The sequence below is a fragment of the Pseudomonas sp. 8(2025) genome (genome assembly GCF_052665325.1).
In genome coordinates this window covers 19,397-43,944 of the sequence record NZ_JBQOIE010000020.1, presented here as the reverse complement: position 1 = coordinate 43,944, position 24,548 = coordinate 19,397, and the positions used below count along the sequence as shown (strand labels likewise).

The following is a 24,548-nucleotide window of genomic DNA, read 5'->3' as shown; positions in this document are numbered from 1 at the left end:
CCGGGCGACGGGGTCGCCCGGCATTCCATGAGCTGGCCTTTGCGGCTCAGCCGTGGGGGTAGTCGTTGAGTTTCAGCGGGATCGGTGGGTAGCCCTTGCTCACCAGGTCCTGGGCCCAGATTTCCAGCACCCTGCGCCGGCTTTGCGGCAGGTCCCGGGTGATCGGCATGGCCAGGGTGCTTTCCTCCTGGTAGTCCTTGCTGATCAGTACGATGAACTGGTTGATCGCGCCCTCGATGCGTTGCAGGGAGTTGAGCGGCATGAACTTGTTCATGATCGGGTAGAGGTAATAGAAGGGCTGGAGGATTCTGGGGAAGATGAACTCCTTCCAGATCCGCACGCTGGCGTCGTCCTGGGTGCACACCCGGTTCCAGCAGTCGATGAAGTCCTTGAGCATCTCCGGCTCCTGGGGCAGGACCCGCAGGGGCGCAAGGAAGTCGGTGTAGGCGTCGGTGTAGTTGAAGCTGAAGGGCACCGTCGGTTGCTGCTGGCCGTCCTGGATGAAGAAGCGCAAGGTCGGGAAGCCGGCCGCCACGGCCTTGACCGATACCTGGGCGATGCCATTGGCGTCGGTCAGGATCTGCGCCAGGCTGTACTGCACGGTGGCGTTCAGCGGGTCTGCCAGGGTGCCGCTGCGTGCCTGCCCATTGGTGAACTGCAGGCGGGGGCTCAGGGCCGCGGCCGAGGGCGTGGTCAGGAAGCTCTGGTAGAGCATGGGCTCGGATGGCTCGCTGTCCTCGACGTTCAGCACCGCGCTGAGCCGGCGGCCGCTGCCCACGTGCAACAGGCTTTCAGCGGTCTGGGTGCCGACGAACTGCGGTCGGTTCGAGGTGTTGCTCCCGGGGTCCTTCGGGTAGTTGTTGAACAGGGTGAAGTTGGCCGCGTTACTGAAGGCCAGGTAATAGTCGCTGGTGGTCAGCATGTAGGCGTTGTTGTACTCCGCCACCCACAGCGCGGTGCCCGCGGGCGCGGGCTGGCCGTCGTACTGCACCATGATGCTCAGGACCCGAGTGTCGCCCACATCGATGAAGCAGCCGCTGTCGAGGACCTCGGCGGTCCACATATTCTGGGCGGCGGCGACCAGTTCCTGGCTGCCCTGCAACTGCAGCTCCAGGGCGCCCTGTTGCAACGCGGCCTGGTCGGCGGGGCTGATGGGCAGGTCCAGCAGGCCGGCGCGCTTGTCGAAGGCGGTCTGGCGATACTGTTCGAAGCCAAAACTGGCGACTTTGTGGAAAGCGCCGCCAGTGGGCCGTACCCCGATGTCGTAATCACCGGCCAGGTATTTCCCGGGCACCGGAATTCCCTGGCTCAGGTCAGTGTTGGTGGGCGGCAGTGCGGCGCTGTCTCCGGCGGGATAGAACGGAAAGGTATTGCCCAGGTCCAGGGACAGGGTGTTGTCGTGCACTTGGGCGCTGATCACCCCCAGGGTCATGGCCGCAGGCTTGGTGTCTCTGGGAACCGCCTTGCACACCGGTACCGGGGCCTTGGGTTCCAGGCGCCGGCCAGCCGGAGCGGTGGGGTATTCATTGTCGAACCACAGGCCCAGAGTACCGGCGGTGCGGCTGTAGGCCGGGTTGAAGAAGATGTCGGCGACGTTATCCAGGCCCTTCTGGTACATCGCCTGCAGTGCGGCCATGGCTTCGGGCGTCTTGGAGTGGCTGTCCACCACCGGGAAGTCGTTGAAGATGCCGTTCTTGTCGTAGAAGGTCAGGTAGGTGGTGAACCGGAACATCAGGCCCTTGGCGTTCTGGTTGATCATCTCCTGTTGCAGGGTCTTCAGCAGTTGCGAGTCGCCGACGATCCACTGCAGCTGGTCTTTCGGGAAGCAGGTCTGCCAGGTGGTAGTCACGTAGCTCAAGCCGCCGAAGGCCCCCCAGTTGAAGTTGAGGAAGCGGTCGAGCATGCGGTACCGGCGCTTCAAGGTCAGGCCGCAGGTGGCGTCCCCCAGTACCAGTTTGTCGAAGTACAGGGCGGTGAAGGTGTTCTGCCAGGGGCTGATATCGACGAAGCGCGCGGCTGTCGGCGCGGCGCTGCCGAACGGGTTGCCCTGCAACTGGTAACACTTGTTCACCAGCGGGTCGTTGTCGATGTAGGTGTTGGCCTGGAACTCGCCACCGACGATCACCGAGCGGGTCTGCTCGTAGTCGACCAAGCCGCAGGCGTTGTCGCCGAACAGGTCCCATTCGGCGGGAATCATCGGGTAGCCACTGGGCGAGCCATTGGTGGGCACCTGCAGCACGTAGTCCGGCACGTTCTCGTAGGCCAGCGGGGCGATGGTCCAGGGCATCAGCTGTTGCGGGGCGTTCTGGTCGTTGATCCCGTAGTAGGACAGGAACGGCCAGTTCATGCGCATCTTCACCGCGTCATATAGCGGGAAAACGTCGTTGTTGTTGGCCGTCGGTGGGTTCCAGAACATGTGGCCATTGAAGTAGATCCGGGGAAAGTTCAAGACGCTCATGAGCTGCTCCTTAGCGCTGCCACTGGGCGCGTTTGAGCGACCAGACGTAGTCCAGTTTCTGGTAGCCGACGAAGTCGGAGTCCGGTAGTACGGTGGTGGGGTAGACGATCCCGCCATCCTCTTTCAAGGCGAAGTTGAAGTAGGTGTTGTTGCTCGAATAGGCCGCGGTGTTGTGGCAGGCCAGGCACGAGGAGTGGCTCTGGAAGGCTGATTCCAGCTGGGAGTTGGCCAGCAGCTTGGGCTCGGCCTGGGCCTGGTCGTACTGCACGCCGATCAACTCGTACTGGGCCAGCGTGGGGTTCTGCTGCTGGAACGTGGCATTCACCGGCTGGGCCGCGTCAGTGGGCCCGGTGATGTTGGTCATGGGCTTGGCCGGCGTGCCGTTGGTCACGGTGTACTTGCTGTTGTTGCGGTTCTCGAAGGTGGTCCAGACCCAGTCGTGGGTCAGCTTGTTGATGACGTGCATGCCGCTGAGGCCGGCGTAGCCGGTGTGGTATTGGCCCTGCTTGTCGACGTAGTAGGCCTGGGCGATGAAGTAGCCATCCTTTGCCAGTTGCGCCTGGAAGGTGCTATCGCTGCCGATCCACAACCAGGAGGTCTTCAGCTCCCAGGCCGTGGCGGGAAAGTTCAGGCTGCTGGTCAGGGCGGCAATGCCGTTCCGGTTGTAGATCTTTTGCTGGACGATGTAGTTGAAGGTGTCCTGGCCCATCAACATGTGAAAACGCACCGACTGGCCCCGTTGCGCTTCCGGCACCTGGTTGCCCATTTCCAGGGCCAGGCCATCGACCTGCTGGGTGCCGTTGTCGGTGCTGCCGTCGGTGTCGTTGCCCAGGTTGAGGAACAGCCCGCTGGTGTTCATGCCCGGGATCTTCTGCGCCTGGGTCTGCACCTGGCTCGGCAGGTTGGCCTGGGTGCTGTAGGGCTGGGGAGCCTGCCCCTTGCTCAGGTAGACCTCATCGGATGGTTTGAACGTCTCCCAGAGCCGCTCCGGGCTACCGGAGCCGGCCGGCTGGTTGAGGCACACAAACCAGTTCCATGCCATGGTTTCCGGGCTCTGCTTGAAGGTGCTCAGGGTGCCGGCCTGGTCACCATTGAACGTCAGGAAGTTGCTGCAATTGAAGGCAGGCGTGGTCTGTGCGTGAGCGAGGCCGCTCAACACACCGAGCACGACTATAGGGATGGTTCGCCGCATGGAATCTCCTTGGCCTGAGCCGTATCGTCATAGGGGCGCCCTAGGAAATGCTCTAGGAGCAGGTGCTTTACCGCGGTGGCCGGCAGGTGCGCCGGCAGGGGTAAATCGCAATCGGTGATGAGCAGGGGCCCTACCTCGGCACTGCTGGGCAAGCGTCCGTGGCTGCCGCGAATCAGTGAGGTGTCCAGGGGAATCAGGTCCATGTAGTAGCGAAAGCCGAGCTTCTTCTGCAGCAGCCGGCGAGCGACCCGCAGCTTGGGAAAGCGGATCGCCGGGTCGATGAACAGCTCCAGTGGGTCGTAGCCCGGCTTGCGGTGGATATCCACAGTGCGGGCGAAATCCGGGGCCAGGCGGTCGTCGAACCAGTAGTAGTAATCGAACCAGAAGCCCGGGGCGGCCACCGCCACCAGCTCGCCGCTGCGTGGGTGATCGAGCTGGCAGGCCTGCTGCTCGCTCCTGTCCAGCACCTGCTCGATACCGGGCTGGCGCAGCAGCAGGGCCTTGACCCGGGCAATGTCCTCGGGCTGGCGCACATAGACGTGGGCGATCTGGTGGTCGACCACGGCGAAGGCCGCGCTGGCGCCGGGGTCCAGCAGCTCCCAGCTCAGTGAACGACGTACCTGCAGCAGACCTTGCTCGCGCAGCACGCGGTTGATCGAGATGGACTGCTGCACCGCCTCGATGCCGTATTCGGAGACCAGCATCACGGCCGCGCCTTGCTGCTGGGCAAAATCCAGCAGTCGCCCGACTTCATGGTCGATGGCCCGCACTTCGTCGCTGATGGACGGATGCTCCGGCCCCAGGCGTTGCAGGCTGTAGTCCAGGTGCGGCAGGTAGATCAGTTGCAGGTCGGGGCGGCTGATCTGGAACTCGGCGATGGCGCAGTCGACGATCCAGCGGCTGGAGGCAATCCCCGCGGCCGGGCCCCAGAAGCTCGGAAAGGGGAACTCGCCGATCTGCTGTTCGATGCGTTCGTGCAGCCCCGGAGGCGACGAATAGAGGCCGAACATCTTGCGCCCGTCGGCCGGGTAGTGGGGGCGCGGGGTGATGGCTGCCTCCACCTGGGCATACATGTTGAACCACCAGAACAACTGGCTGCAGCGCAGGCCGGGGATCTCCCGTTGCAGCGCCTGCCAGACCTTTTCACCCTGGATCAGCGCGTTGGGCTGCAGCCAGAAACGCACCTCGGCCTGATCGCGGAAATACCAGCCGTTGCCGACGATGCCGTGTTCCGAAGGCGGCAGCCCGGTGAGGATCGAGGCCTGCACGGTGGAGGTCACGGCGGGGAACACCGGGCGCAGCCGGGCCATTCGCGCCCGTTGCAGCAGGTTGTTGATCCGCGGCGTGGCCGGCCCCAGCAGGCTGGGTGTCAGGCCCACCACATTGATCAGCAGCAAGGGCTGGCGCGGGCGTTCAGAAGGCATGGGCCGGAGCCTCCAGGGCAGACGAGTGGGTACGCAGCAGATGCCGCTGGCGCAGTTGGCCCTCGACCCATTGCAGCTCGGCGGCGATGCCTTGCAGCAAGGCCTGCTCGCTGTCCGGGCGCAGCGCACCGGGCAGCACGTTCCAGCTGTAGGTTTCCACCTCCAGCACCGGCTGGAAGTTCGGGTGCGCGGCGAGAAAGTCGAAGGTGCGCAGCAAGGCCTGCTGGCTGCCGCTGAGCTCGGCCAGTAGAAACTGTTCGCTGAACAGCGGCACATGAAAGTGAATGCGCAACTCGGGGCATTGCCCCTGGGCCGGTTCGGCGGCGTCCAGGGCCCCGGGCAGGTCGGCCCAGGCCAGTAGCTGCCCGGCCAGATCCCGGGCCTTGACCTGATGCAGGTAGGTGGCTTCGGCGAAGTTGCCCAGGGCCTGCAGTACCTGCTGGCGGCGTGGGCGATCGGCAAACGGCAACTGGCAGATCAGGGCGTTGGACAGCTGGATCTTGCCCACCGGAACCCGCGCATCCAGCAGCCGTTGCAGGGATTGGTAGCAGTCTTCGAAGACCACCGCCTGATGGCAGACGTCGAAGCACAGCGCCAGGTAGCCATGATGGGGATCGGTGGCCTGCCAGTGCTTGAAAAAGGCCAGGGCCTGATCGGTGTTTTCCAGCACGCAATCCGGCTCCATCTCCAGGCACACCAGGATCTTCCTGCCGCTGCTGCGATGCAGGCTGGCCAGCTCGGCGGTCAGTTGCCGCAGGTGGGTTTCGGCCTGTTGCTGCTGGGCCTCGTCCCAGGCGGCGGCATAACCGAAGGGCACGCTGGAAATCACCCCCTGCTGGCAATCCAGGGGCAGAGCGGCGGCCAGCAGATGCGCCAGTTGCAGGCTGTATTCCAGGCGCTGGGGTTCGGCCCAGGTGGGCCGGTAGACCTCGGCCTTCACTGCGCCTTCATGGAACTGGCCATAGGGGAAACCGTTGAGCGAGGTCAGGCGCAGGCCACAATCGTGCAGCAGTTCGATGAAGGCCTCGCGCACCTCGGGCACCTGTAGTTCGGCGGCGGCCTGGGCGCTGATCCACAGGCCGCTGTCCTGCACCGCCAGCCCACGCTGACGCCGCACGCCCTGGAAATGTTCCTGGATCGACGCCCGCAGGCCGGCCACGTCACGGGCCGGGTGCACGTTGCTGCAGTAGCCGATCTGCGCGGCGTTCCAGCCGGCCCGGGCACTCATTTGACCACCGGTTCCTGGCCCCTCAGGGCCGAGTTGTCCTGCCACTGGCGGCGCTGGTCGATCGGCAGCGGGGTGCTCACCAGTTGCTTGTCCAACTGCCCGCTCTGGGAGAAGAAATCCACCGGGTTGTGGAACAGCACCTGCTCCACCTGGGCTTCGCTGAAGCCGGCGGCGAGCATGGCCTGGCCGGTCTTGGGCACCTTGAGCGGGTCGCTGATGCCCCAGTCGGCGGCGCTGTTGACCACCATTTTCTCGGTGCCGTACTGCTGCAGCAGGGCCACCATGCGCTGCTCCGACATCTTGGTGTTGGGGTAGATCGAGTGTCCGCGCCAGCAGTCGCTGTCCAGCACCAGGGGCAGGGTCAGTTCGTTGAGGTGATCGATGATCACCAGGTTTTCGGCGATGCCCACCTCGCGGATCACCGCCAGGGTGCGCTTGGTGCCGCCGATCTTGTCGCGGTGCGGGGTGTGCACCAGCACCGGCAGGTTGAACTGTCTGGCCAGTTCCAGTTGCGCGGCGAGAAAGCGATCTTCTTCCGGGGTGATGTCGTCGTAGCCGATTTCCCCTACCGCTACCACGCCGTCCTTGACCAGGTAGCGCGGCAGGATCTCCAGCACTTCGTTGGCCACCGACAGGTCGTTGGCTTCCTTGGGGTTGAGGCCGATGGTGCAGAAATGATGGATGCCGAACATGCTGGCGCGAAAGCGCTCCCAGCCCAGCAGGGTGTCGAAGTAGTCGATGAAGCTGCCGACGCTGGTGCGCGCCTGGCCTTGCCAGAACGCAGGCTCGATGACCCCGGTGATGCCGGCGGCGGCCATGTTCTGGTAGTCGTCGGTGGTGCGGCTGACCATATGAATGTGCGGGTCGAAGTACTTCGCCATGGTGGCTCCTTGCTTGAGTGCGGGAAAAATCGTGGGCTCAGCTGCCGGGGTCAACCGCCTGCCGGGAAGTGGTCGCGCCAGTGCGCAGGCAATCGTCCCTGCTGGTACAGGCCTCGCAGGCGCTGCAACTGGGCCTGGCTCAACAGCTCGAAGGCAATGGCCTGGGGCAGGCCGTCGGCGACCTCGCGTTCGGCGGCCAGCTGTTCTTCCATCAGGTCCAGGGCCAACTGGTTGAGGTCGACGCTGCGCCGTTCTGCCAGGCCGTGGATGTGGCGGCTGTCCAGGCCCATGCCCAGGGTCTTGAGCACCAACTGGTGGAAGGCCCGTTCCGGGTAGTGGCGCGCGGCAAAGGGGTTGTCCAGGGCGATGGCGGCGAACACCTCGCGGTTGTTGGTGCGCCCGGCCTGGAGCGCCAGGTCGAGGCTGGCCCCCTGGCTGTCGAGGTCATCCAGGGCCTTGAGCAGGGCAGCCTTTTCCTGGTCGTCGCCCCAGAGAAACAGCTGGCGCAACAGGGCCAGTTGCCCGGCGCCGGCCTGCTGCTCCAGCAACTGGGCCAGCAGCAGCGCCCGGGCCAGTTGAGTGCAGTTGCAGTCCGGGCTGGGGGCCTGCGGTGCGCTGGCCAAGCGGCGCCGACACTGACTGCTGAGCAGCATCAGGGTGTTGGCCGAGGGCTGCCGGGCCAGTTGTTCCCGGGCTTGCTGCCACCAGCTTCGGCTGTCGTCGTCCAGATGCCGTTCCAGCAATTGCTGGCGCTCGGCGAAGGCACCATGGCGAATGGCAAGCGCCGGCGGCGCAGGGGCGATGAGGTCCATGTTCATGTCGGCTTGATCCAGCGTTGAAGGTGGGGAAGCAGAAAGAACACCAGCACACACAGCAGGCTGCCCAAGGGCTGGTTGGCCACCGCCAGCACCAGGGCGTCGAACAGCGGCAGGGCGGCCAGCCCGGCACCGATGAAGGCGCGGACCTGCCGTTGTTGCGGGTTGGCCAGGTGGCGCTGGTAGTGCCAGCCCAACCAGCCCAGCCACAGCAGCAGAACCAGCCAGAACACGCTGTTGCCGGCATAGGCGGCCAGGAGCAGAGGGCTGAGCATGAGCAGCAGCGGCAGGCGGCTGAGCAACTGGTTGCGATGCTCCAGGCGGGCCAGGTAGGTCAAGCCGGCGATGTAGGTGCCCAGCAGCGCGGCGCACAGCCACAATGGCTGGGGCGGCATGGCCAGGCTGGCGGCGGCGGTCAGGTACAGCGCCGAGCGGCAGCCGCCCATCAGCCAGACGCTGTGGGGATATTTCTTGTGCAGAAGGTTGTAGCCAAGGATAAACAGCAGCAGCAATCCGGCGCTGGCCAGCAGCCAGTGGGGCTGGGCAATCATCCGGCTCAGGCCGAGGACCGCCAGCGCCGCCAGCAGCAGCAGCGCGGCAGTGGCCAGGCGGACCTGGGCGCGGCTGACCAGGCCGAGAACGATCGGCCGCGGGTTGTGGTGCTGCTGGTCCCAGTCGGCGTCCATAAGGTCGTTGAGCAGCATGCCCGCCAGGTACAGCGCCGAGAGCGCCACCAGCAGCAGGGTCCAGACCAGCGGCGAGGGCGGCGCCAGGGTGGTAGCGCTGCTGGCCAGCAGCGCGGCGGCCAGGGCATTGGTCCATACCGTTGGCAGGTTGGAGACCCGGCCCAGGGTCAGCCAGGTGGTCAGCGACGATTGGGTCATTGCGCGCACCCCGGGCCCCAGGCGAAATCCGGCCCGCCGAAACCCGCCAGGCGCAGCAGGGCCTGTTCCATCAGCGGCATGTCGATCTGGTGCACATCCACCGACTGGCCCAGGCGGTTGAGCATCGGGATCGACAGCTGGCCCCCCAGGTGCTGGCGGAACTCTTCCAGGCCCACCAGGATCGGCGAACGCCCCTGGCTGTCCCGCAGGCTCAGTTCCGGCGGGCAGAGGTTGAAGCCGAGCCTGTCCAGCAGTCGCAGCAGGCGCTGGCAGTCGGCGTCGGACAGCAGGCCGCTGGCGTTGGCATACAGCGCATCCAGGGCCATGCCCACGGCCACCGCTTCACCGTGGCGCAAGCGATGCTGGCTGAGATTCTCCAGCTTGTGGGCGGCCCAGTGCCCGTAGTCCAGGGGGCGGCCATTGCCCCGTTCGAACGGATCGCCGGCACCGGTGATATGGCCCAAGTGCAGTTCGGCGCAGCGGTGAATGGCGTAGCGGCTGGCGTTGTGCTCGAAACCGGCCAGGGCTTCGGCCTGCTGCTCCATCCACTGGAAGAACGCGGCATCCTTGATCACCGCGACCTTGACCGCTTCGGCCAGGCCGGCAATCTGGTCCCGGTGGGAAAGGCTGAGCAGCAGCTGGAAGTCGTTGATCACCGCTGTGGCCGGGTAGAAGGCCCCCAGCAGGTTTTTCTGGGCGAAGGCGTTGATGCCATTCTTCACCCCGATGCCGGCATCGTTCTGCGCCAGCACGGTGGACGGGATGCGGATCAGGCGCATGCCCCGATGGAAGGTGGCGCAGGCATAGCCCACTGCGTCCAGCACTGCGCCGCCGCCCAGGGCCAGCACATAGCAGTGGCGATCCAGGCCGTGTTCCAGCATTTGCGCGTACAGCTGCTGGAGCACGTCCGGGGTCTTGCTCAATTCGCCGGCCGGCACCGCGATCGGTGCGGCCTGCAGATGCAGGTCGGCGGCGTGGGCGCTGAAGTAGTGGTCGATCTGCAGCGGCAACTGGGGCGAGCACAGCAGCAGTTGTTCATCGACAAACACCAGCACCGTGGTGCGCCCCGGGTTCTGCCGGGTCAGTTGCTGGTGCAGGCAGGGGTTGTCGGCCTGGAAGATGTGATCGGTGAACAGCACCGGGTAGTGGTAGCTCACCTGGAAGCGGCCCTCCAGAGACTGCGCCTGATCGTACCGGGGCTGGGCCAGGCGGCTCTTGAACAGGCTGCGGGTGCCGAGGAACAGCCCGGGCAGCACCATGCTGGCGAGAATGGTTGCCAGCAGGGCGTTCTGTTCCACCAGCAGGCTGCCGATGGCGGCATAGGCCAGGGCCAGCCCGGCGTTGGCCAGGGTGGTGACCAGGAGAAACTGGCGCAGCGGATAACGTTGCATGCCGGCGGCCAGCACCGAGGTTTCTGCCAGCACCGGCACGCCACGCAGGCACACCAGCGACAGGGTGCTGAGGCGATAGGCCAGTTGCCCGGGTTGCCAGGTCCTGAGCCCCAGCCAATTGGACAACAGGCGGAAGTAGCCGGCCCCCAGCCAGTAGCCGAGGCTGGCCCCCAGGCACAGGCCGATGAAGATCACCAGGTAGCCGCCAATGGCGCCCAGGGCCGCCACGGCCAACAGTGCCACCAGGCTGGAGGGCACGGGCAGCAGCACGTCCAGGGCCAACAGGGTTACCAGCAACAGGGCCAGGCTCAGGCGCTGTACGGGATCGGTGGGAAGGAAGGTGCCCAGGTGACTCAGCAGCTGTTGGATCTGCTGTTCAAACAACAGGAAACTGGCGATAACCAGGATCGAGAATAGTAATAACGAGAGCCAGTAATTTTCGGCCGCACCCTTGAGTGAAAAGGCACGAGAAAACGAGCTGCGCTTCATCAAGCGTCCCTCTTGATTGATATGACTGGATTCCGTGTCAGTGTCAGCTTGGTAGGGCAGGAGGGTGTCTGGTTATTGAATTCCTCGACGGTTTTTATTGATCTTCTGGCGGCTGAAGAACACTTCAGTGGCGAGTAGCTATCAACTTAGTCAAGGCCGAGGGTTTTGCAAGTAAGTTGAATGAAGTGGCCTGCAAGGCATTTTTATGGCCTCAGGGGAAAGTGCGTGTTTAGTCCGGGACGGCTCTGCTGAACGTCTTGCAAGAAGTCTGATGGAGCCTGTTCTTGCTCAATGAATGCTGGGGGTGGTATAGGCGGTGGGGCTGTTTTTTACTTTGCTATAAATATTATGAAAATTGGATATATAGAAAAAATCGTTTCATGAAAGCGCACTAAGTCATGTGCGAGGGCAGCTCTTGATGGATTTTTACAAATGTTTCAAATCAGGTTTTGAAATAACGGATTAACCCTTGATTACTATTAGTCAGCTATTTAATGGCTTGCTTATAAATGGGGGGTTATTTAGTTGTTAGATAGAGCTGTCCGAGCGGGTTGTCGGGGAGTGTTTTTTTGTTAATAGGAATCATTCGTGCGCATTGTGGTTAACTTGTAGGTCCTGCAACTATTGGCATTTGCCGCTATTAACCTCTCGGTAAACAGCGGCGAACTTAATCCGGGAAATGCCTGGTGCCATGAAGTTGCGGCGAGCCACGGCTCACCGCTTGCGGGTGATCAAGCCGCAGGGGCCTGCCCGGCCGCCAGAAACTGCTCGGTGGACAGCACGCTGGCATAGGCGAACGCCAGGGCCGCCATCACCGCACTTTGTACCTGGGCGGCGGGCACGCGCTGGCCAGCGAACTCCAGGTCGAGAGTGGCACAGGCGTCATGGATCACCTTGACCGGGTAGCCCAGGTCGGCAGCGGCCCGGGCAGTGCCTTCCACACACATGTGGCTCATGTTGCCGACGATCACCAGTTCCTCGATGCCCTGCCGCGTGAGCAGCGATTGCAGCTCGGTGTCGCGGAACGCGTTGACGAAATGCTTGAGCACCACCGGCTCATCGGCGTGGTTCTGGACCTTGGGGTGCAACTGCGCACCTGGAGAACCGGGAGTGAAGAAGGGAGCGTCGTCGGAGGTGAATTCGTGGCGGATGTGCACCACAGGTTCAGCGTTCTGGCGAAATGCCTGGATCAGCCGGGCGGCGTTGTCCGCTGCAGCGTCGACGCCGATCAGGGGCCACTTGCCGTCGGCGAAGTAGTCGTTCTGGATATCGATTACGATGAGTGCCTGTCTGGCCATGGGTAATACCTGCGGGTGAGTGATTGACGTGGGAGCCAGTATCGCCATCGGTCGTTCCTTCGAGGATTGGCCGCACCGACATTAACCGGGGGAAAACTGACAGTGGGTATTCAAGGCACGCACGCCGAATTGGGGGTACTGCTCTATCCCGGTGTGCAGATGGCGGCGGTACATGGCCTGAGCGACTTGTTCGAGGTGGCCAACCGGATTGCCGGCGAACAGCCGCAGGCGCAGTTGCCGCGGTTGCGCGTCAGCCACTGGCAGGCCAGCGGCGAACTGCCTCCGGTGCGGGTCCACGACAGCCTGGCCGAAGCCCCCGGGGCCTTGTTGGCGGTATTGATCCCGCCTTCGCTGGCGGGCTTCTCAAGCCATCAGTCATCTGCCGCCCTGATGGACTGGCTGCGCCAGCAACACGCCGCCGGAGCCACCCTGGGCGGGGTCTGTGTGGGCTCGATCCTGCTGGCCGAAAGCGGCCTGCTCGATGGCCGCAGCGCCACCACCCACTGGACCTCGGCCCAGGCCTTCGCCGAGCGTTACCCACAGGTGCGCCTGGAAGCGGACAAACCCATTGTCGATGACGGCGACCTGATCACCAGCGCCGGGCTGATGGCCTGGGCCGAGCTTGGTCTGCGCCTGGTGAACCGCTTGCTGGGGCCGAGCATCGCCAGTGCCACGGCGCGCTTTCTGGTGATGGAACACAGTGCCAGCGCGAGCCAGTGCGGCAGCAATTTCGCACCGATCCTCAGCCACGGCGACGGGGCGATTCTCAAGCTCCAGCACTGGCTGCAGGCCAATGGCGCGGTGGATGTTTCGCTGCCGGTGATGGCGCAGCAGGCGGGGCTTGAGCCGCGCACCTTGCTGCGGCGCTTCCGGGCGGCCACCGGCCTCAAGCCGACCCAGTACTGTCAGCACCTGCGGGTGGGCAAGGCCCGGGAACTGCTGGAGTTCACCAACGGCAGCATCGATCACATCGCCTGGACCGTGGGTTATCAGGACCCTGCCACCTTTCGCAGCCTGTTCCGGAAAATCACCGGGCTGGCGCCCAGTGAATATCGCAATCGCTTCGGTGCCACCTCAACGGCTGCAAGCCGGGTACCGTAGCCCGGCTGCGGCCTGTTCAGTGGCCGGCCACTGCCCGGGCGCTGCCGCCGGCCGGCGCGAACGCTAGCGGGTTGCGGCGATCCAGGTGGCCGCTCAAGACGGTCAGGGCCAGGGCCACCAGCACCACCAGCGCGCCGATCCAGGCGGTGTGGATCAGCCCCAGGTGAGCGACGATCAAGCCCCCCAGCCAGGCTCCACCGGCAATCCCCAGGTTGAAGGCGGCAATGTTCAGGCCGGACGCCACGTCCACCGCCTGGGGTGTGTAGTGCTCGGCCTGACGTACCACATAGACCTGCAGCCCCGGTACGTTGCCAAACGCCACCGCGCCCCACAGCAGCACGGTCAGCAGCGCCAGCCATGGGTTGCCGGCGGTGAGGCTGAGCATCAGCAGCACCGCGGCGAGCAGGGCGAAGATGATCTTCAGGGCGCCGATCGGTCCGCGTCGGTCCGCCAATTTGCCGCCCCAGATATTGCCCACCGCCACCGACACGCCGTACACCAGCAGCACCAGGCTCACGGTGCCGGCGCTGAAGCCGGAAATGTCCTGGAGGATCGGCGCCAGGAAGGTGAAGGCGATGAACGAGCCGCCGTAACCCACCGCGGTCATGGCGTACACCAGCAGCAGGCGCGGTTGCTTGAGCACCTGCAGTTGTTGCAGCAGCGACGCCGGCGGGCGGTGGGTAATATTCTTCGGCACGAACAGCAGGCTGCCGATAAAGGCGATCACCCCCAGGGCGGACACTGCGAGGAAGGTTTCGCGCCAGCCCAGATGCTGGCCGATAAAGGTGCCCAGGGGTACGCCGGTGACCAGGGCCACGGTGAGCCCGGTGAACATGATGGCGATCGCGCTGGCGGCTTTTTCCTTGGGTACCAGGCTGGTGGCGATGGTCGAGCCGATGGAGAAAAACACCCCGTGGGCCAGGCCCGTGACAATCCGTGCCAGCACCAGGGATTCATACCCGGGTGCCTTCCAGGCCAGCAGGTTGCCAAGGGTGAACAGCACCATCAGCGACAGCAGCAACAGCTTGCGCGGCACCTTGCCGCTGAGGGCGGTGAGCACCGGGGCGCCAACCGCCACGCCCAGAGCGTAGAGGCTGACCAGCAGGCCGGCGGACGGCAGGCTGACCCCGAGGTCGGTACCTATGGTGGGTAGCAGGCCAACGATAACGAACTCCGTCGTGCCGATGGCGAATGCGCTGAGGGTCAGCGCGAGCAGAGCAATGGGCATCACTGCAACTCCGGTGAAAGTGGGATTGGCGCGCAGTGTCCGGGTTTGACTCGTGCGGAAAAATAGCCCTATCGGCACAAGATATTTGCCTGTGGGTCAAGGATCCCGGAGCCCGTCGTTCACCGGCGCGCCGGCCCCGGGGGCAACTGAAGCGAACTTGCCGGGCGTTTGCTGATCAGTTCCTTACAGACCCTGCTGAAGGAGCCCTGCGTTGTGTTGAATTTCAAGACCGCGATCTTGCTCGGGATGCTGCTCGTTCTGGGCAGCAGCGAGCTCTGCGCCGCCACTGCCGCAACAGCCCCGGCGGCGGCCCCGGCCAAGCCGGAACTGCTGGTGGAAGGGGGCCTGCTGGGCGCCATCAGTTCGAGCATCGACGATGTCCAGGACAAGCTCGACCTCAATGAAAACCTGATCGACGCCTGGCGCCTGCGGGCCGACCGCGCGGCGGACGAAGTGGGGCGCCTGGTGAACCAACCCTCGGACCGTTCGGGCTGGAGCGTGGCCGGGGATTTCCTCACTTTGTCCGGCACCTGGCTGGGCAGCTTCGCCCTGCTCACGGTGCTGGCCGGGCTGCTGGTACGGCGGCTGAGCCAGCGGCCCTGGCTGCAAGCCCGGCCCCGAGGCCAGGGCCTGTTGGAATACCTGCTGCCTTACACCTTGCCGGCCTTGGTCTGCCTGCCGCTGACGCTTTACGTCAGCCATTCCCTGAACGGTTCGGTGGGGCGGGCGCTGGCCCTGTGCCTGGCCTATGCCACCAGCAGCGGCATCGTCTCGACCTCGGTGCTGTTGTGCCTGATCGTGATGTTCAACGTCGGGCACAAGCGGCCCGCGGTGCGGATCATCCGTGGCTACTGCCCGAAACCGCTGTTTCTGATCGGTTTCCTTGCGGCTCTCAGCGATGCCCTCACCAGCCCGCAGATCGCTCGCCAGCTGGGGGGCAATATCACCAGCAGCGTGGCGGTATTCACCGGCCTGCTGGCCTCGCTGATCTTCGCGGTGCTGGTGATCCGCCTGCGCCGGCCGGTGGCGCACCTGATCCGCAACCGCTCCCTGGCCCAGCGTCTGAAACAGCCGGCGTTGCAGGAGTCGCTGCGGATCTTTTCCGGGCTCTGGTACTGGCCGATCCTGCTGATGGTGCTGGTCTCGGCGGTGAGCCTGATCGGTGCCGGCGAGGACAGCCAGCAGGCCCTGCGCTGCGCCTTGCTGACCACCGTGCTGCTGATCGCCACGGTGTTCCTCAGCACCGTGCTGCAGCACCTGTTCAAGTCCCGTAGCGCCCAGACGATTCAGCGCAGCAGCGCCTACAAGGAGCGTTTCCTGAGCCTGTTGCACGCCCTGCTGCGGATCGTCATGGCCATCGCCTTCATCGAGATCCTCGGGCGCATCTGGGGGATCTCGCTGTTCGAGTTCGCCCAGCGCAATACCGTGGGCCGGGCCATCAGCGACTCCCTGAGCAGCATCGGCCTGATCTTCCTGGTGACCTGGCTGCTGTGGGTGGTGCTCGACACAGCGATCCAGGAGGCCCTCAAGCCACCGGCCAACAAGCGTTCGGCGCGTCAGCCCAGTACCCGGGTCAAGACGATCCTGCCGCTGCTGCGCAATGCGATCAAAATCATCCTGGTGGTGATCTGCGCGATCACCACCATGGCCAACCTGGGGATCAACGTCGCGCCGCTGCTGGCCGGTGCCGGGGTGGTGGGCCTGGCCATCGGCTTCGGCTCCCAGCAACTGGTGCAGGACGTGATCACCGGCCTGTTCATCATCATCGAAGACACCCTGTCCATTGGTGACTGGGTGGTGCTCGACTCCGGGCATGCCGGCACCGTCGAGGGCCTGACCATCCGTACCCTGCGCCTGCGCGACGGCAAGGGTTTCGTGCATTCGGTGCCGTTCGGCCAGATCAAGGCGGTCACCAACCAGTCGCGGCAGTTCGCCTATGCCTTCTTCTCGGTGCAGTTCACCTACGACACCGACGTCGACAAGGCCATCGAACTGATCCGCGAAGCCGGGCGCTCCATCAGCGAGGACAGCTTCCTGCGCTACAACCTGCAAGGCGGCCTGGACGTGTTCGGGGTGGACAAGATGGACCTCAACGGTGTGGTGCTGACGGCCCAGTTCCGCACGGTGTCCGGCGGCCAGTACGCGGTGAGCCGGGCCTTCAACCAGCGTCTGAAAAAGCTTGTGGATAACTGCCCCTGGGTGCATTTCGCCCAGACTTATCCACAGCCGGTGGTGCTGCCGGCGCGGCGGGTGCATGAAGACGAACCGGAACAGGACGACTCGGCGCTGCTGCTCCCCGAATCCCCACGCCCGCAATGATTGCGCAACGACGGCCAGCGCAAGGGCCGCTGGATGTGGCGCAGGGCTCACGAGCCTTTTCGCCGGCAGCCGGCTCCTACGGGGGGAGGTCAGTGCCGGATGAGCTTGTTGCGCAGGGCCTGGGCGGCCTGGGGTTCCAGCTCCAGCCACAGGTGCTGGGTGCCGCCGATGTCGGCGGCCGCCGGCAGGCCGTCGCGGAACACCAGGCGGTTGCCGCTCAGGGCCGGGACCTTGGGCCCGGGCAGCAGGGTCCCGGCAAGGTTCAGCGGGTCGACGCCGCACACCGCGATCAGGCTGCCGTCATGGGGCCGGCGGCGCACTTCGCGCAGTAGCGGGATGGCTTCCGGCAGGGCGAACTGCTCACCGGCCAGGCCGCTGACGAAGCGCCCGCCGCGAATTTCTCCGCGGGCTTCCAGGCGATGGAAGGTACGCAGCAAATCGCGCCAGTTGGGCAGCCAGTCGGCCTCGCGCTCCAGCAGGCGCCAGAACACCACGCCATAGCGGCGTAGCAGGGTCATGGCCACGTGCTCCAGGGTGGCGGCGCTATCCTCGCTGGCGGCGCGGCGCAACAAGGCCCAGCGCCCCGCGTCGTCCATTCCTCCGACGAAGGCGCCGCGACCCCGTCGGCTGCTGCGGTTCTGGCGCTTGCTGGCCGGGGTGATCAGGGCCCGCAGCCCGGCGAAGCTGTCGGCGTTCACCCATCCGGCGCCTACCAGTTCCTGCAGCACGGTTTCCAGTTCGCTGCGCAGCAGGTGGGCTTCCTGCAGCAGTTCATCGAAAAACAGTGCGCCCAGCTGGCTCAGTACGGCGTGAACCTTCTGCGCCTTGGGTGACAAGTCATTGCTGTCGACGGGGCAGGTCAGGGCGTTCCAGAGCGCCACGCGGGCCCGGGGCAGCAACACGATGGGAGTGCTGCGCAGGGCGCTGGCGGCGATCTTGCCGCTGCTGTTGATCCGGCTCCAGACCACCTTGCCGCTGCGGCACAGGTCATCCAGCCAACTGGCGGAGTAATCCTTCAGGCGCGCCGGCAGCAGGTCGCTGTCCCAGGCCGAGGCCGCTGCGGGGTAGCCTTCGAACTGCGCGACCAGCTCGGCCAGCATGGCGCTGCCCTGGCCCTGGGTACCCGGCGACAGGTGCTGCCAGTCGAACAGAAAGCGCATGAAATCCTGCAAGGCCACCGGTTCGATTTCCCGGCGCAGGCGCTTCACCGTGTAGCGGTGGATCCGCGCCAGCAGGTGACGTTCGCACCATTGTTCTTCATCGCCGCCAGGGCTGAAGCGCCCCCGCAGCACATAACCTTCGCTCTCCAGCTGGATCAGCGCCTGGTGGATGCTGGAAGCGGGCAGGCCCAGGGGCGCGGCGATCTGCGCCAGGGTCAGGGGAGCGAAGCCGCTGAGGCGGGCGCGAATCAGCTCCACCAGGGCCGGCTGTGCCTCCCAGGCCTGGTCGAAACCGGGCACCGGTTGCAGCGCGGGTTGCAAGGCGGCCTGAGGGTACAGCGCCCGCAGACAGCAGATGCGCTCCAGGGCCAGCCACAAGCCGCCGCCCGGGCCGGCCTGCAAGCGGCAGGCGCGGCCCTGGCTGGAAAGGGCTTGCAGCCACTCGGGCCAGTGGAGGTTGGCCTGGGCCTCGGCTTCGCTGATACAGGCCAGGCTCATCAGCGCTTCGTGCATTTCATCGGCACTGGCCGGGGCTGGCCAGGCTTCGGCGGCCACCGCGGCAATCGCTTCGGCATCCAGGGCGCCCAGGTCGTCGGTGGCTTGCGGGTCGCTCCAGCGCCGGGCCAGCACCGCCTGGGTGCGGCGTTCCTCCAGGGGGGCGTCATCGAGAAAGGTGTAGGGCTTGGCGCTGAGGATTTCCGCCGCCAGGGGCGAGGGCGCCGGCAGTTCGCGGCTGAGCAGGCGCACCTGGCCCTGTTCCATGCGACGCAGCAGGTTCAACCAGCCTTCGCTGTCCATGGCTTCGTGCAGGCAGTCGTCGAGGGTCTGCTCCACCAGCGGATGGTCGGGAATCTCGCGCTCGCCGGCCAGGTTTTCCAGGCAGGCGATCTGGTCGGGAAACACGCTGGCGATCAGGTCTTCGCTTTTCATGCGCTGGATCTGCGGCGGCACTTTGCGCCCGCCGCTGTAGCGCGGCAGGGCCAGCGCCACTCCGGCGTTCCAGCGCCAGCGCACGCCGAACAGCGGTGCGTCCAGCAGCGCCTGGACTAGGATGTGTTCGGCGCTGTTGCTGTGCAGGTAACGCCAGACCTCGTCCAGGGCGAAGCTGTGGCTGGTGGACAGGGAAAGGACGATCGCGTCCTCGCTGGCGGCCGCCTGCAATTCGAAATTGAAGGTGCGGCAGAAGCGCTTGCGCAGGGCCAGGCCCCAGGCGCGGTTGATGCGGCTGCCGAAGGGGCTGTGGATCACCAGTTGGGTGCCGCCGGACTCGTCGAAGAAGCGCTCCATGATCAGCGTGTCCTGGGACGGCAGCGCGCCCAGGGCCAGGCGCGCCGGTGCCAGGTAATCCACCAGTTGCTCGGCGCTGGCCAGGTTCAGGCCCAGTTCGTGGTGCAACCAGTGGATGGCCGCTTGCAACTGGCCGGGCGTGGCGCCGAGCAACTCGTCGAGTTGGGCCAGCAGGCGCGCCACGGCACCGGAGAGTTCGGCGCTGCGCCCGGGGGCTTCGCCGAGCCAGAAGGGAATGTTCGGCGGCTGGCCCTGGGCATCCTCGACCCGCACCTTGCCGGTTTCCACCCGCAGGATGCGATAGGAGGTGTTGCCCAGCTGGAACACGTCGCCGGCAATGCTTTCCACGGCGAAGTCTTCGTTGACGCTGCCAATGTTCAGCCCCTGGGGCTCCAGCAGCACGCTGTAGTCGGCGTTGTCGGGGATGGTCCCGCCGCTGGTCAGCGCGGTCAGTTGGGCGCCTCGGCGCCCGCGCAGGGTGCGGGCCAGGGCGTCGCGGTGCAGGTAGGCGCTGCGCAGGCCCTGGCGCCCGTTGAAGCCCTCGGCGAGCATCTGCAACAGCGCCTGGTAGTGGGCCTGATCCAGGTCGGCGTAGGGCGCGGCCTGGCGCAGCATGTCCAGTAGCGCGGCTTCCGACCACTCCTGGCAGCTGACTTCAGCGACGATCTGCTGGGCCAGCACATCCAGGGGGGCATGGGGAATCAGTAGAGTGTCCAGTTCGCCCCGGCGCACGCAGTCGAGCAGGGCGGCGCATTCGATCAGGTCGTCGCGGGTCAGGGCGAACAACCGGCCCTTGGGCGTGCCGCCCACCTGGTGACCGGAGCGGCCGACCCGCTGCAGAAAGGCCGAGATCGAGCGCGGCGAGCCGATCTGGCACACCAGGTCGACATCACCGATATCGATCCCCAGCTCCAGGGAAGCGGTAGCGATCAGCACTTGCAGGTCGCCGGCCTTGAGCCGCTGCTCGGCTTCCAGGCGCTGCTCCTTGGCCAGGCTGCCGTGGTGCGCGGCCACCGCCTGCTTGCCCAGGCGCTCGCTGAGGTGGCGGGCCAGGCGCTCGGCCAGGCGCCGGGTGTTGACGAATATCAGCGTGGTGCGGTGTTCCCTGGCCAGGTTGGCGAGGCGCTCGTACACCAGCTCCCAGACGTCATTGGCCATGACCGCCGACAGCGGCACCGGCGGCACTTCGATGTCCAGGTCCCGGGGCCGGGCGTGGCCGATATCGACGATTTCGCAAGGGCGGCCGTGGCCCACCAGAAAGCGCGACACGGCTTCGATGGGCTTCTGCGTGGCGGATAGGCCGATGCGCAGCAAGGGTTCGGCGCACAAGGCCTGCAAGCGTTCCAGGCTCAGGGCCAGGTGGCTGCCGCGCTTGCTGCCGGCCAGGGCGTGGATTTCGTCGACGATCACGCTGCGGGTGCTGGCCAGCATCCTGCGGCCGGAATCCGAGCCCAGCAGCACGTAGAGGGATTCCGGGGTGGTGACGAGGATCTGCGGCGCGCTCTTGCGCATGGCGTTGCGGTCTTTCTGCGGGGTATCGCCGGTGCGCACCGCGGTGCTGATGGACAGTTCCGGCAGGCCCATGCGGCGCAATTGCTCGGTGATGCCCGCCAGTGGCTGCTGCAGGTTGATCTGAATGTCATTGCTCAAGGCCTTGAGTGGCGACACATACACCACCAGGGTGGCGTCCGGCAGCTGACCACCGCCGGCCAGCCCCTGGCGCACCAGGTCATCGATCACCGCGAGAAAGGCGGTCAGGGTCTTGCCGGAGCCGGTGGGCGCGGCGATCAGGGTCGAGCGGCGCTGGGCGATCAGCGGCCAGGCGCGGGCCTGGGCTGGGGTCACAGCGGCAAAGGTATGCTTGAACCAGGCGCTGACAGCGGGGTGGAAGCCGTCCAGCACCGGATTCACGGATTGGGCAAGGTTCATGGATGGATTTATGCGGCCGCATCCGGCAACTTGCAAGCACCGTTGATTCCATGGGGGCCTCGACACTTTCTGAGTGACGCTTGCGCCACAAACCCGCAAAATGCAACGATTCCGGCAATTATCGACGGCCAGCCCCACGAGACTGGCCGACTCCAACCATCGTTCTGAACAGACTGGGCCTGCTGACTCTATGCGAATGCGCCTTATGTTACTGGGCGGCGGAAATGCCCTTGGGCAGGCGCTGATTCGCCTGGGTGCGGAGGAAGACATCGGTTTCCTCGCCCCCCGTCCGCCGCAAGACGGCTGGGATGCCGCGAGCCTTACGCAACTGCTCGACGACACCCGCCCGGATGCCTTGATCAACCTGGCTTACTACTTCGACTGGTTTCAGGCGGAGAGCGTGAGCGAGGCGCGCTTGAGCGGCCAGGAACGGGCGGTCGAGCGCCTGGCAGAGCTTTGCCAGCATCACAACATCATCCTCCTGCAACCTTCGAGCTACCGGGTGTTCGACGGCTCCCGGGCGACTGCCTACAGCGAAAAGGACGAGCCGGTGCCCCTGGGCCTGCGCGGCCAGGCTCTGTGGCGGATCGAGCAAAGCGTTCGCGCCACCTGCCCGCAGCACGTGCTGCTGCGTTTCGGCTGGCTGCTGGATGACAGCCCGGACGGCATTCTCGGGCGTTTCCTGGCCCGGGCCGAATCCCCGGACGAACTGTTGATGGCCGACGACCGGCGGGGTAATCCGACTCCGGTGGACGATGCCGCGCGGGTGATCATCTCGGTGCTCAAGCAGCTCGATTGCGCCGCGCCGCTTTGGGGCACCTACCACTACGCCGGCCAGGAAGCCACCACGCCCCTGGCCCTGGGGCAGGCGGTGCTGACCGAAGCCCGGCAATTGCACCCGCTGGCCATCGAGGCGCCGACCGCCCAGGCCCATGCCGCCAGCGCCGATGCCGCCGAGGAACCGCAGCACGCAGTACTGGCCTGCAAGAAAATCCTTCATACCTTCGGGATCAAGCCGCGCGCCTGGCGTGCCGCGCTCCCGGCTTTACTGGATAGGTTTTATCGTCATGGCTGAAGGCCTCGTATTGATCACCGGCGGTGCCGGTTTCATTGGCTCGCACCTGGCCGATGCCCTGCTCGCCAAGGGCTACGCGGTGCGGGTGCTGGACGACTTGTCCACCGGCAAACCGAGCAACCTGCCGCTGGCTGATCCGCGGGTCGAGCTGATCGAGGGCAATGTGGCCGATGCGTCGCTGGTCAGCCAGGCCATGCAAGGCTGCTGCGCTGTGGCGCACCTGGCAGCGGTGGCTTCGGTGCAGGCCTCGGTGGACGACCCGGTGCAGACCCACCAGAGCAATTTCATCGGTACCCTGAATGTCTGTGAGGCCATGCGTGAGCACGGCGTCAAGCGAGTGCTGTTCGCTTCCAGCGCCGCGGTGTATGGCAACAACGGGGAAGGCCAGTCCATCGATGAGGACACGGCCAAGGCGCCGCTGACCCCTTATGCCTCGGACAAGCTGGCCAGCGAGTACTACCTGGATTTCTACCGGCGCCAGCACGGGCTGGAACCGGCGATCTTTCGCTTCTTCAACATCTTCGGCCCGCGCCAGGATCCGTCTTCGCCCTATTCCGGGGTGATCAGCATCTTCAGCGAACGGGCCCAGCAAGGCTTGCCGATCACCGTGTTCGGCGATGGCGAGCAGACCCGGGATTTCGTCTACGTCGGCGATCTGGTTCAGGTGCTGGTGCAGGCCATCGAGGCGCCGCAGTTGGAAGTGGGAGCGGTCAACGTTGGCTTGAACCAGGCCACGACCCTCAAGCAGATGCTCGCGGCCCTGGCCGAGGTGGTGGGTGCCTTGCCACCCATCAGCTACGGCCCGGCTCGGGCGGGCGATATCCGCCATTCGCGGGCTGGCAACCAGCGCCTGCTGCAGCGCTTCAAGTTCCCCGAGCCGACCCCGATGAGCGTCGGCCTCGCCCGCCTGATGGGGCGCTGAGGGAAAACACGCACATGAAAAAGGCGCCTTGCAAGGCGCCTTTTTTATTGCTGGCGGGTTTAGAACTTGTAACCCAGGCCCACCATGTAGACCCATGGGTCGACGTCCACATTGACCTTGGCACGAGTGCCGGCGGCCAGGGCGTTGTTGTCCACGTAGGCGCGGGTATCGATGTCGATGTAGCGTGCCTGGGCGTTGATCATGATGTTGTCGGTCAGCATGTAGTCGGCACCGATCTGCCAGGCCAGGCCCCAGGAGTTCTTGGCGCGGAAGTTGTCGAAACCTTCGGACTGGGCGCGGCTGCCGACGTGCTCGTCGTAGATCCAGGTGTAGTTGATACCGGCACCGACGTAGGGTTGGAACACCGACTTGTGGTCCAGCGGGTAGTACACCACGCTCAGGGTCGGTGGCAGGTGCTTGAGAGTACCCAGCTTGCCGTTGGCCGGAGCCAGGGACGTGTTGCGGATCTTCACGTCGTGTTCGAACGGGGTGGCGGCCAGCAACTCGATACCGATGTTGTTGGTCAGCATGTAGGCGAAGTTCAAGCCCAACTGAGTGTCGCTGTCCATGGTCGCCTTGCCGCCCAGGTTGGCGCCAGCCAGTGGGCCGCTGTCGACCTTGACGTCGGAGCTGTTGGCTTTGGGTTTGACGGTAATCGCACCGGCACGAACGATGATGTCACCAGCTTCGTGGGCGTTGGCAATCGGGGCGGCGAGTGCGAGCGCGATCAGGGAGGCGCTAAGCAGAGACTTGTGCATGGGAGCTCCAAAGGACGATTCAGATTGGCTATGTCCAATGGTAAGGATCGTCAAGTTGACCGCCTTGACTCAGCTCAATGAAATGGCAAACCCCGGTTGGCGGGGTGAACTATTCTTTTGCCCCGCACTCTTTTGACGTTCCCCGGGCGTCGCCCGCCCGTGCTCTTTTACTCCGGCAACTCGTAGACGTAGATCTTCTGCGCCACCATCTGGTAGCCGGCATCCGCCAGCTCGCTGGTGGAGGGCTTGACCTGCATGTCGCCTTCGATCCAGTACGGCTGGTACAGCTCATCGAGTTTCACCCCGACTTCGCTGGTGACGTGGACGATCTGGTTCGACGGCGGTGGCGGTACGTGGATGCAGGCGCCGAAGTAGGGCACCAGCAGGAAGTCTGTGGTGCGTCCTTCCTCGCTCACTTCCAGGGGCACGATGTAGCCGGGCAGGCGCACCGATTGGCCGTCGAGGCTCTTCACCACCGGGGCATTGGGCAGGTCCTGCTTGGCAGCGGGAGCCGATTCGGCGGACAGCGCATCGCTCATCTGCGACAGGTCGTGCAGCGGCTTCATGTTCGGCACTTCCGGCGGCGCGTCCGGCGGGATCATTTCCGACCAGGTCAGGTCCTTCGGAGCCCCCGCCGCCCACAGCGGCGAGCTGAACAGCAGCGACAGGGCAAGCAGAGAGCGCAGCAAGCGTTGGGTCTTCATAAACC

The 24,548-nt window shown here is 65.2% G+C and carries 17 protein-coding genes; 4 read left to right on the top strand and 13 right to left on the bottom strand.

Annotation, left to right across the window (positions count from 1 at the left end; genetic code table 11):
- Window positions 1-46: 46 nt before the first annotated feature.
- The 9 genes from ACUXVH_RS28025 to ACUXVH_RS27985 all read right to left on the bottom strand — a co-directional run bounded on the left by ACUXVH_RS28025 (window position 47) and on the right by ACUXVH_RS27985 (window position 12,060).
- Window positions 47-2,458, bottom strand: coding sequence for a hypothetical protein (locus ACUXVH_RS28025; protein WP_065363598.1), 2,412 nt, complete (start codon window positions 2,456-2,458; stop codon window positions 47-49).
- A 10-nt stretch (window positions 2,459-2,468) separates the two neighbouring features.
- Complete coding sequence (locus tag ACUXVH_RS28020; RefSeq protein WP_011063761.1) at window positions 2,469-3,650, bottom strand: hypothetical protein; 1,182 nt, start codon at window positions 3,648-3,650, stop codon at window positions 2,469-2,471.
- Window positions 3,629-5,074, bottom strand: coding sequence for an alkaline phosphatase family protein (locus ACUXVH_RS28015; protein ID WP_011063760.1), 1,446 nt, complete (start codon window positions 5,072-5,074; stop codon window positions 3,629-3,631). The genes ACUXVH_RS28020 and ACUXVH_RS28015 overlap by 22 nt, the downstream gene beginning before the upstream one ends.
- A complete protein-coding gene (gene eboE, locus ACUXVH_RS28010) occupies window positions 5,064-6,302 on the bottom strand; it encodes a metabolite traffic protein EboE (RefSeq protein WP_445496452.1) in 1,239 nt (412 codons plus the stop codon). Before eboE ends, ACUXVH_RS28015 begins: the two co-directional genes overlap by 11 nt.
- Window positions 6,299-7,183 (bottom strand): TatD family hydrolase, encoded by an 885-nt coding sequence (locus ACUXVH_RS28005; protein ID WP_065363600.1) that lies wholly within the window; start codon window positions 7,181-7,183, stop codon window positions 6,299-6,301. Before ACUXVH_RS28005 ends, eboE begins: the two co-directional genes overlap by 4 nt.
- A gap of 50 nt (window positions 7,184-7,233) precedes the next feature.
- A complete protein-coding gene (locus ACUXVH_RS28000; protein WP_065363601.1) occupies window positions 7,234-8,001 on the bottom strand; it encodes an EboA domain-containing protein in 768 nt (255 codons plus the stop codon).
- Window positions 7,998-8,882, bottom strand: a complete 885-nt coding sequence (locus ACUXVH_RS27995; protein WP_015637217.1) for a UbiA family prenyltransferase — start codon at window positions 8,880-8,882, stop codon at window positions 7,998-8,000. Before ACUXVH_RS27995 ends, ACUXVH_RS28000 begins: the two co-directional genes overlap by 4 nt.
- Window positions 8,879-10,762, bottom strand: a complete 1,884-nt coding sequence (locus tag ACUXVH_RS27990; RefSeq protein ID WP_065363602.1) for a 3-dehydroquinate synthase — start codon at window positions 10,760-10,762, stop codon at window positions 8,879-8,881. The genes ACUXVH_RS27995 and ACUXVH_RS27990 overlap by 4 nt, the downstream gene beginning before the upstream one ends.
- 731 nt (window positions 10,763-11,493) lie before the next feature.
- Window positions 11,494-12,060, bottom strand: coding sequence for a cysteine hydrolase family protein (locus tag ACUXVH_RS27985; RefSeq protein WP_011063754.1), 567 nt, complete (start codon window positions 12,058-12,060; stop codon window positions 11,494-11,496).
- A gap of 159 nt (window positions 12,061-12,219) precedes the next feature.
- Here ACUXVH_RS27985 and ACUXVH_RS27980 point away from each other — a divergent pair, with 159 nt between their 5' ends.
- Entirely contained in the window at window positions 12,220-13,161 is a 942-nt protein-coding gene (locus ACUXVH_RS27980) for a GlxA family transcriptional regulator (protein ID WP_217438384.1), read from the top strand.
- Window positions 13,162-13,177: 16 nt separating this feature from the next.
- On the opposite strand, the gene ACUXVH_RS27975 is transcribed toward ACUXVH_RS27980, so the two are convergent.
- Window positions 13,178-14,389: an MFS transporter gene (locus tag ACUXVH_RS27975; RefSeq protein WP_065363603.1), complete on the bottom strand. Its 1,212-nt coding sequence runs from the start codon at window positions 14,387-14,389 to the stop codon at window positions 13,178-13,180.
- A 213-nt stretch (window positions 14,390-14,602) separates the two neighbouring features.
- On the opposite strand from ACUXVH_RS27975, the gene ACUXVH_RS27970 reads away from it, so the two are divergent.
- On the top strand, window positions 14,603-16,708 hold the full coding sequence (locus tag ACUXVH_RS27970; protein ID WP_041120721.1) for a mechanosensitive ion channel family protein: 2,106 nt from the start codon (window positions 14,603-14,605) through the stop codon (window positions 16,706-16,708).
- Window positions 16,709-16,797: 89 nt separating this feature from the next.
- Here the strand turns inward: ACUXVH_RS27970 and ACUXVH_RS27965 are convergent, their stop codons facing one another.
- Window positions 16,798-21,084, bottom strand: a complete 4,287-nt coding sequence (locus ACUXVH_RS27965) for a DEAD/DEAH box helicase (RefSeq protein WP_065363604.1) — start codon at window positions 21,082-21,084, stop codon at window positions 16,798-16,800.
- Between the two features lie 190 nt (window positions 21,085-21,274).
- Between ACUXVH_RS27965 and ACUXVH_RS27960 the strand changes: the two genes are divergently transcribed.
- Together ACUXVH_RS27960 and ACUXVH_RS27955 are read left to right on the top strand one after the other, a co-directional pair.
- On the top strand, window positions 21,275-22,159 hold the full coding sequence (locus tag ACUXVH_RS27960) for a sugar nucleotide-binding protein (RefSeq protein WP_036995925.1): 885 nt from the start codon (window positions 21,275-21,277) through the stop codon (window positions 22,157-22,159).
- Window positions 22,152-23,081: an NAD-dependent epimerase/dehydratase family protein gene (locus ACUXVH_RS27955; protein ID WP_041752620.1), complete on the top strand. Its 930-nt coding sequence runs from the start codon at window positions 22,152-22,154 to the stop codon at window positions 23,079-23,081. Before ACUXVH_RS27960 ends, ACUXVH_RS27955 begins: the two co-directional genes overlap by 8 nt.
- Window positions 23,082-23,140: 59 nt before the next feature.
- Here ACUXVH_RS27955 and ACUXVH_RS27950 read toward each other — a convergent pair whose 3' ends face one another.
- Both ACUXVH_RS27950 and ACUXVH_RS27945 read right to left on the bottom strand, forming a co-directional pair.
- Window positions 23,141-23,839, bottom strand: a complete 699-nt coding sequence (locus ACUXVH_RS27950) for an OmpW/AlkL family protein (RefSeq protein WP_011063748.1) — start codon at window positions 23,837-23,839, stop codon at window positions 23,141-23,143.
- 167 nt (window positions 23,840-24,006) lie between these two features.
- A complete protein-coding gene (locus ACUXVH_RS27945) occupies window positions 24,007-24,528 on the bottom strand; it encodes a DUF3299 domain-containing protein (protein ID WP_169893459.1) in 522 nt (173 codons plus the stop codon).
- Window positions 24,529-24,548 lie beyond the last annotated feature (20 nt).

Coding starts and splice junctions, on each gene's coding strand:
- ACUXVH_RS28025 (WP_065363598.1), bottom strand. CDS start 2,458: ATGAGCGTCTTGAACTTTCCCCGGATCTACTTCAATGGCCACATGTTC.
- ACUXVH_RS28020 (WP_011063761.1), bottom strand. CDS start 3,650: ATGCGGCGAACCATCCCTATAGTCGTGCTCGGTGTGTTGAGCGGCCTC.
- ACUXVH_RS28015 (WP_011063760.1), bottom strand. CDS start 5,074: ATGCCTTCTGAACGCCCGCGCCAGCCCTTGCTGCTGATCAATGTGGTG.
- eboE (WP_445496452.1), bottom strand. CDS start 6,302: ATGAGTGCCCGGGCCGGCTGGAACGCCGCGCAGATCGGCTACTGCAGC.
- ACUXVH_RS28005 (WP_065363600.1), bottom strand. CDS start 7,183: ATGGCGAAGTACTTCGACCCGCACATTCATATGGTCAGCCGCACCACC.
- ACUXVH_RS28000 (WP_065363601.1), bottom strand. CDS start 8,001: ATGAACATGGACCTCATCGCCCCTGCGCCGCCGGCGCTTGCCATTCGC.
- ACUXVH_RS27995 (WP_015637217.1), bottom strand. CDS start 8,882: ATGACCCAATCGTCGCTGACCACCTGGCTGACCCTGGGCCGGGTCTCC.
- ACUXVH_RS27990 (WP_065363602.1), bottom strand. CDS start 10,762: ATGAAGCGCAGCTCGTTTTCTCGTGCCTTTTCACTCAAGGGTGCGGCC.
- ACUXVH_RS27985 (WP_011063754.1), bottom strand. CDS start 12,060: ATGGCCAGACAGGCACTCATCGTAATCGATATCCAGAACGACTACTTC.
- ACUXVH_RS27980 (WP_217438384.1), top strand. CDS start 12,220: ATGGCGGCGGTACATGGCCTGAGCGACTTGTTCGAGGTGGCCAACCGG.
- ACUXVH_RS27975 (WP_065363603.1), bottom strand. CDS start 14,389: ATGCCCATTGCTCTGCTCGCGCTGACCCTCAGCGCATTCGCCATCGGC.
- ACUXVH_RS27965 (WP_065363604.1), bottom strand. CDS start 21,084: ATGAACCTTGCCCAATCCGTGAATCCGGTGCTGGACGGCTTCCACCCC.
- ACUXVH_RS27960 (WP_036995925.1), top strand. CDS start 21,275: ATGCGAATGCGCCTTATGTTACTGGGCGGCGGAAATGCCCTTGGGCAG.
- ACUXVH_RS27955 (WP_041752620.1), top strand. CDS start 22,152: ATGGCTGAAGGCCTCGTATTGATCACCGGCGGTGCCGGTTTCATTGGC.
- ACUXVH_RS27950 (WP_011063748.1), bottom strand. CDS start 23,839: ATGCACAAGTCTCTGCTTAGCGCCTCCCTGATCGCGCTCGCACTCGCC.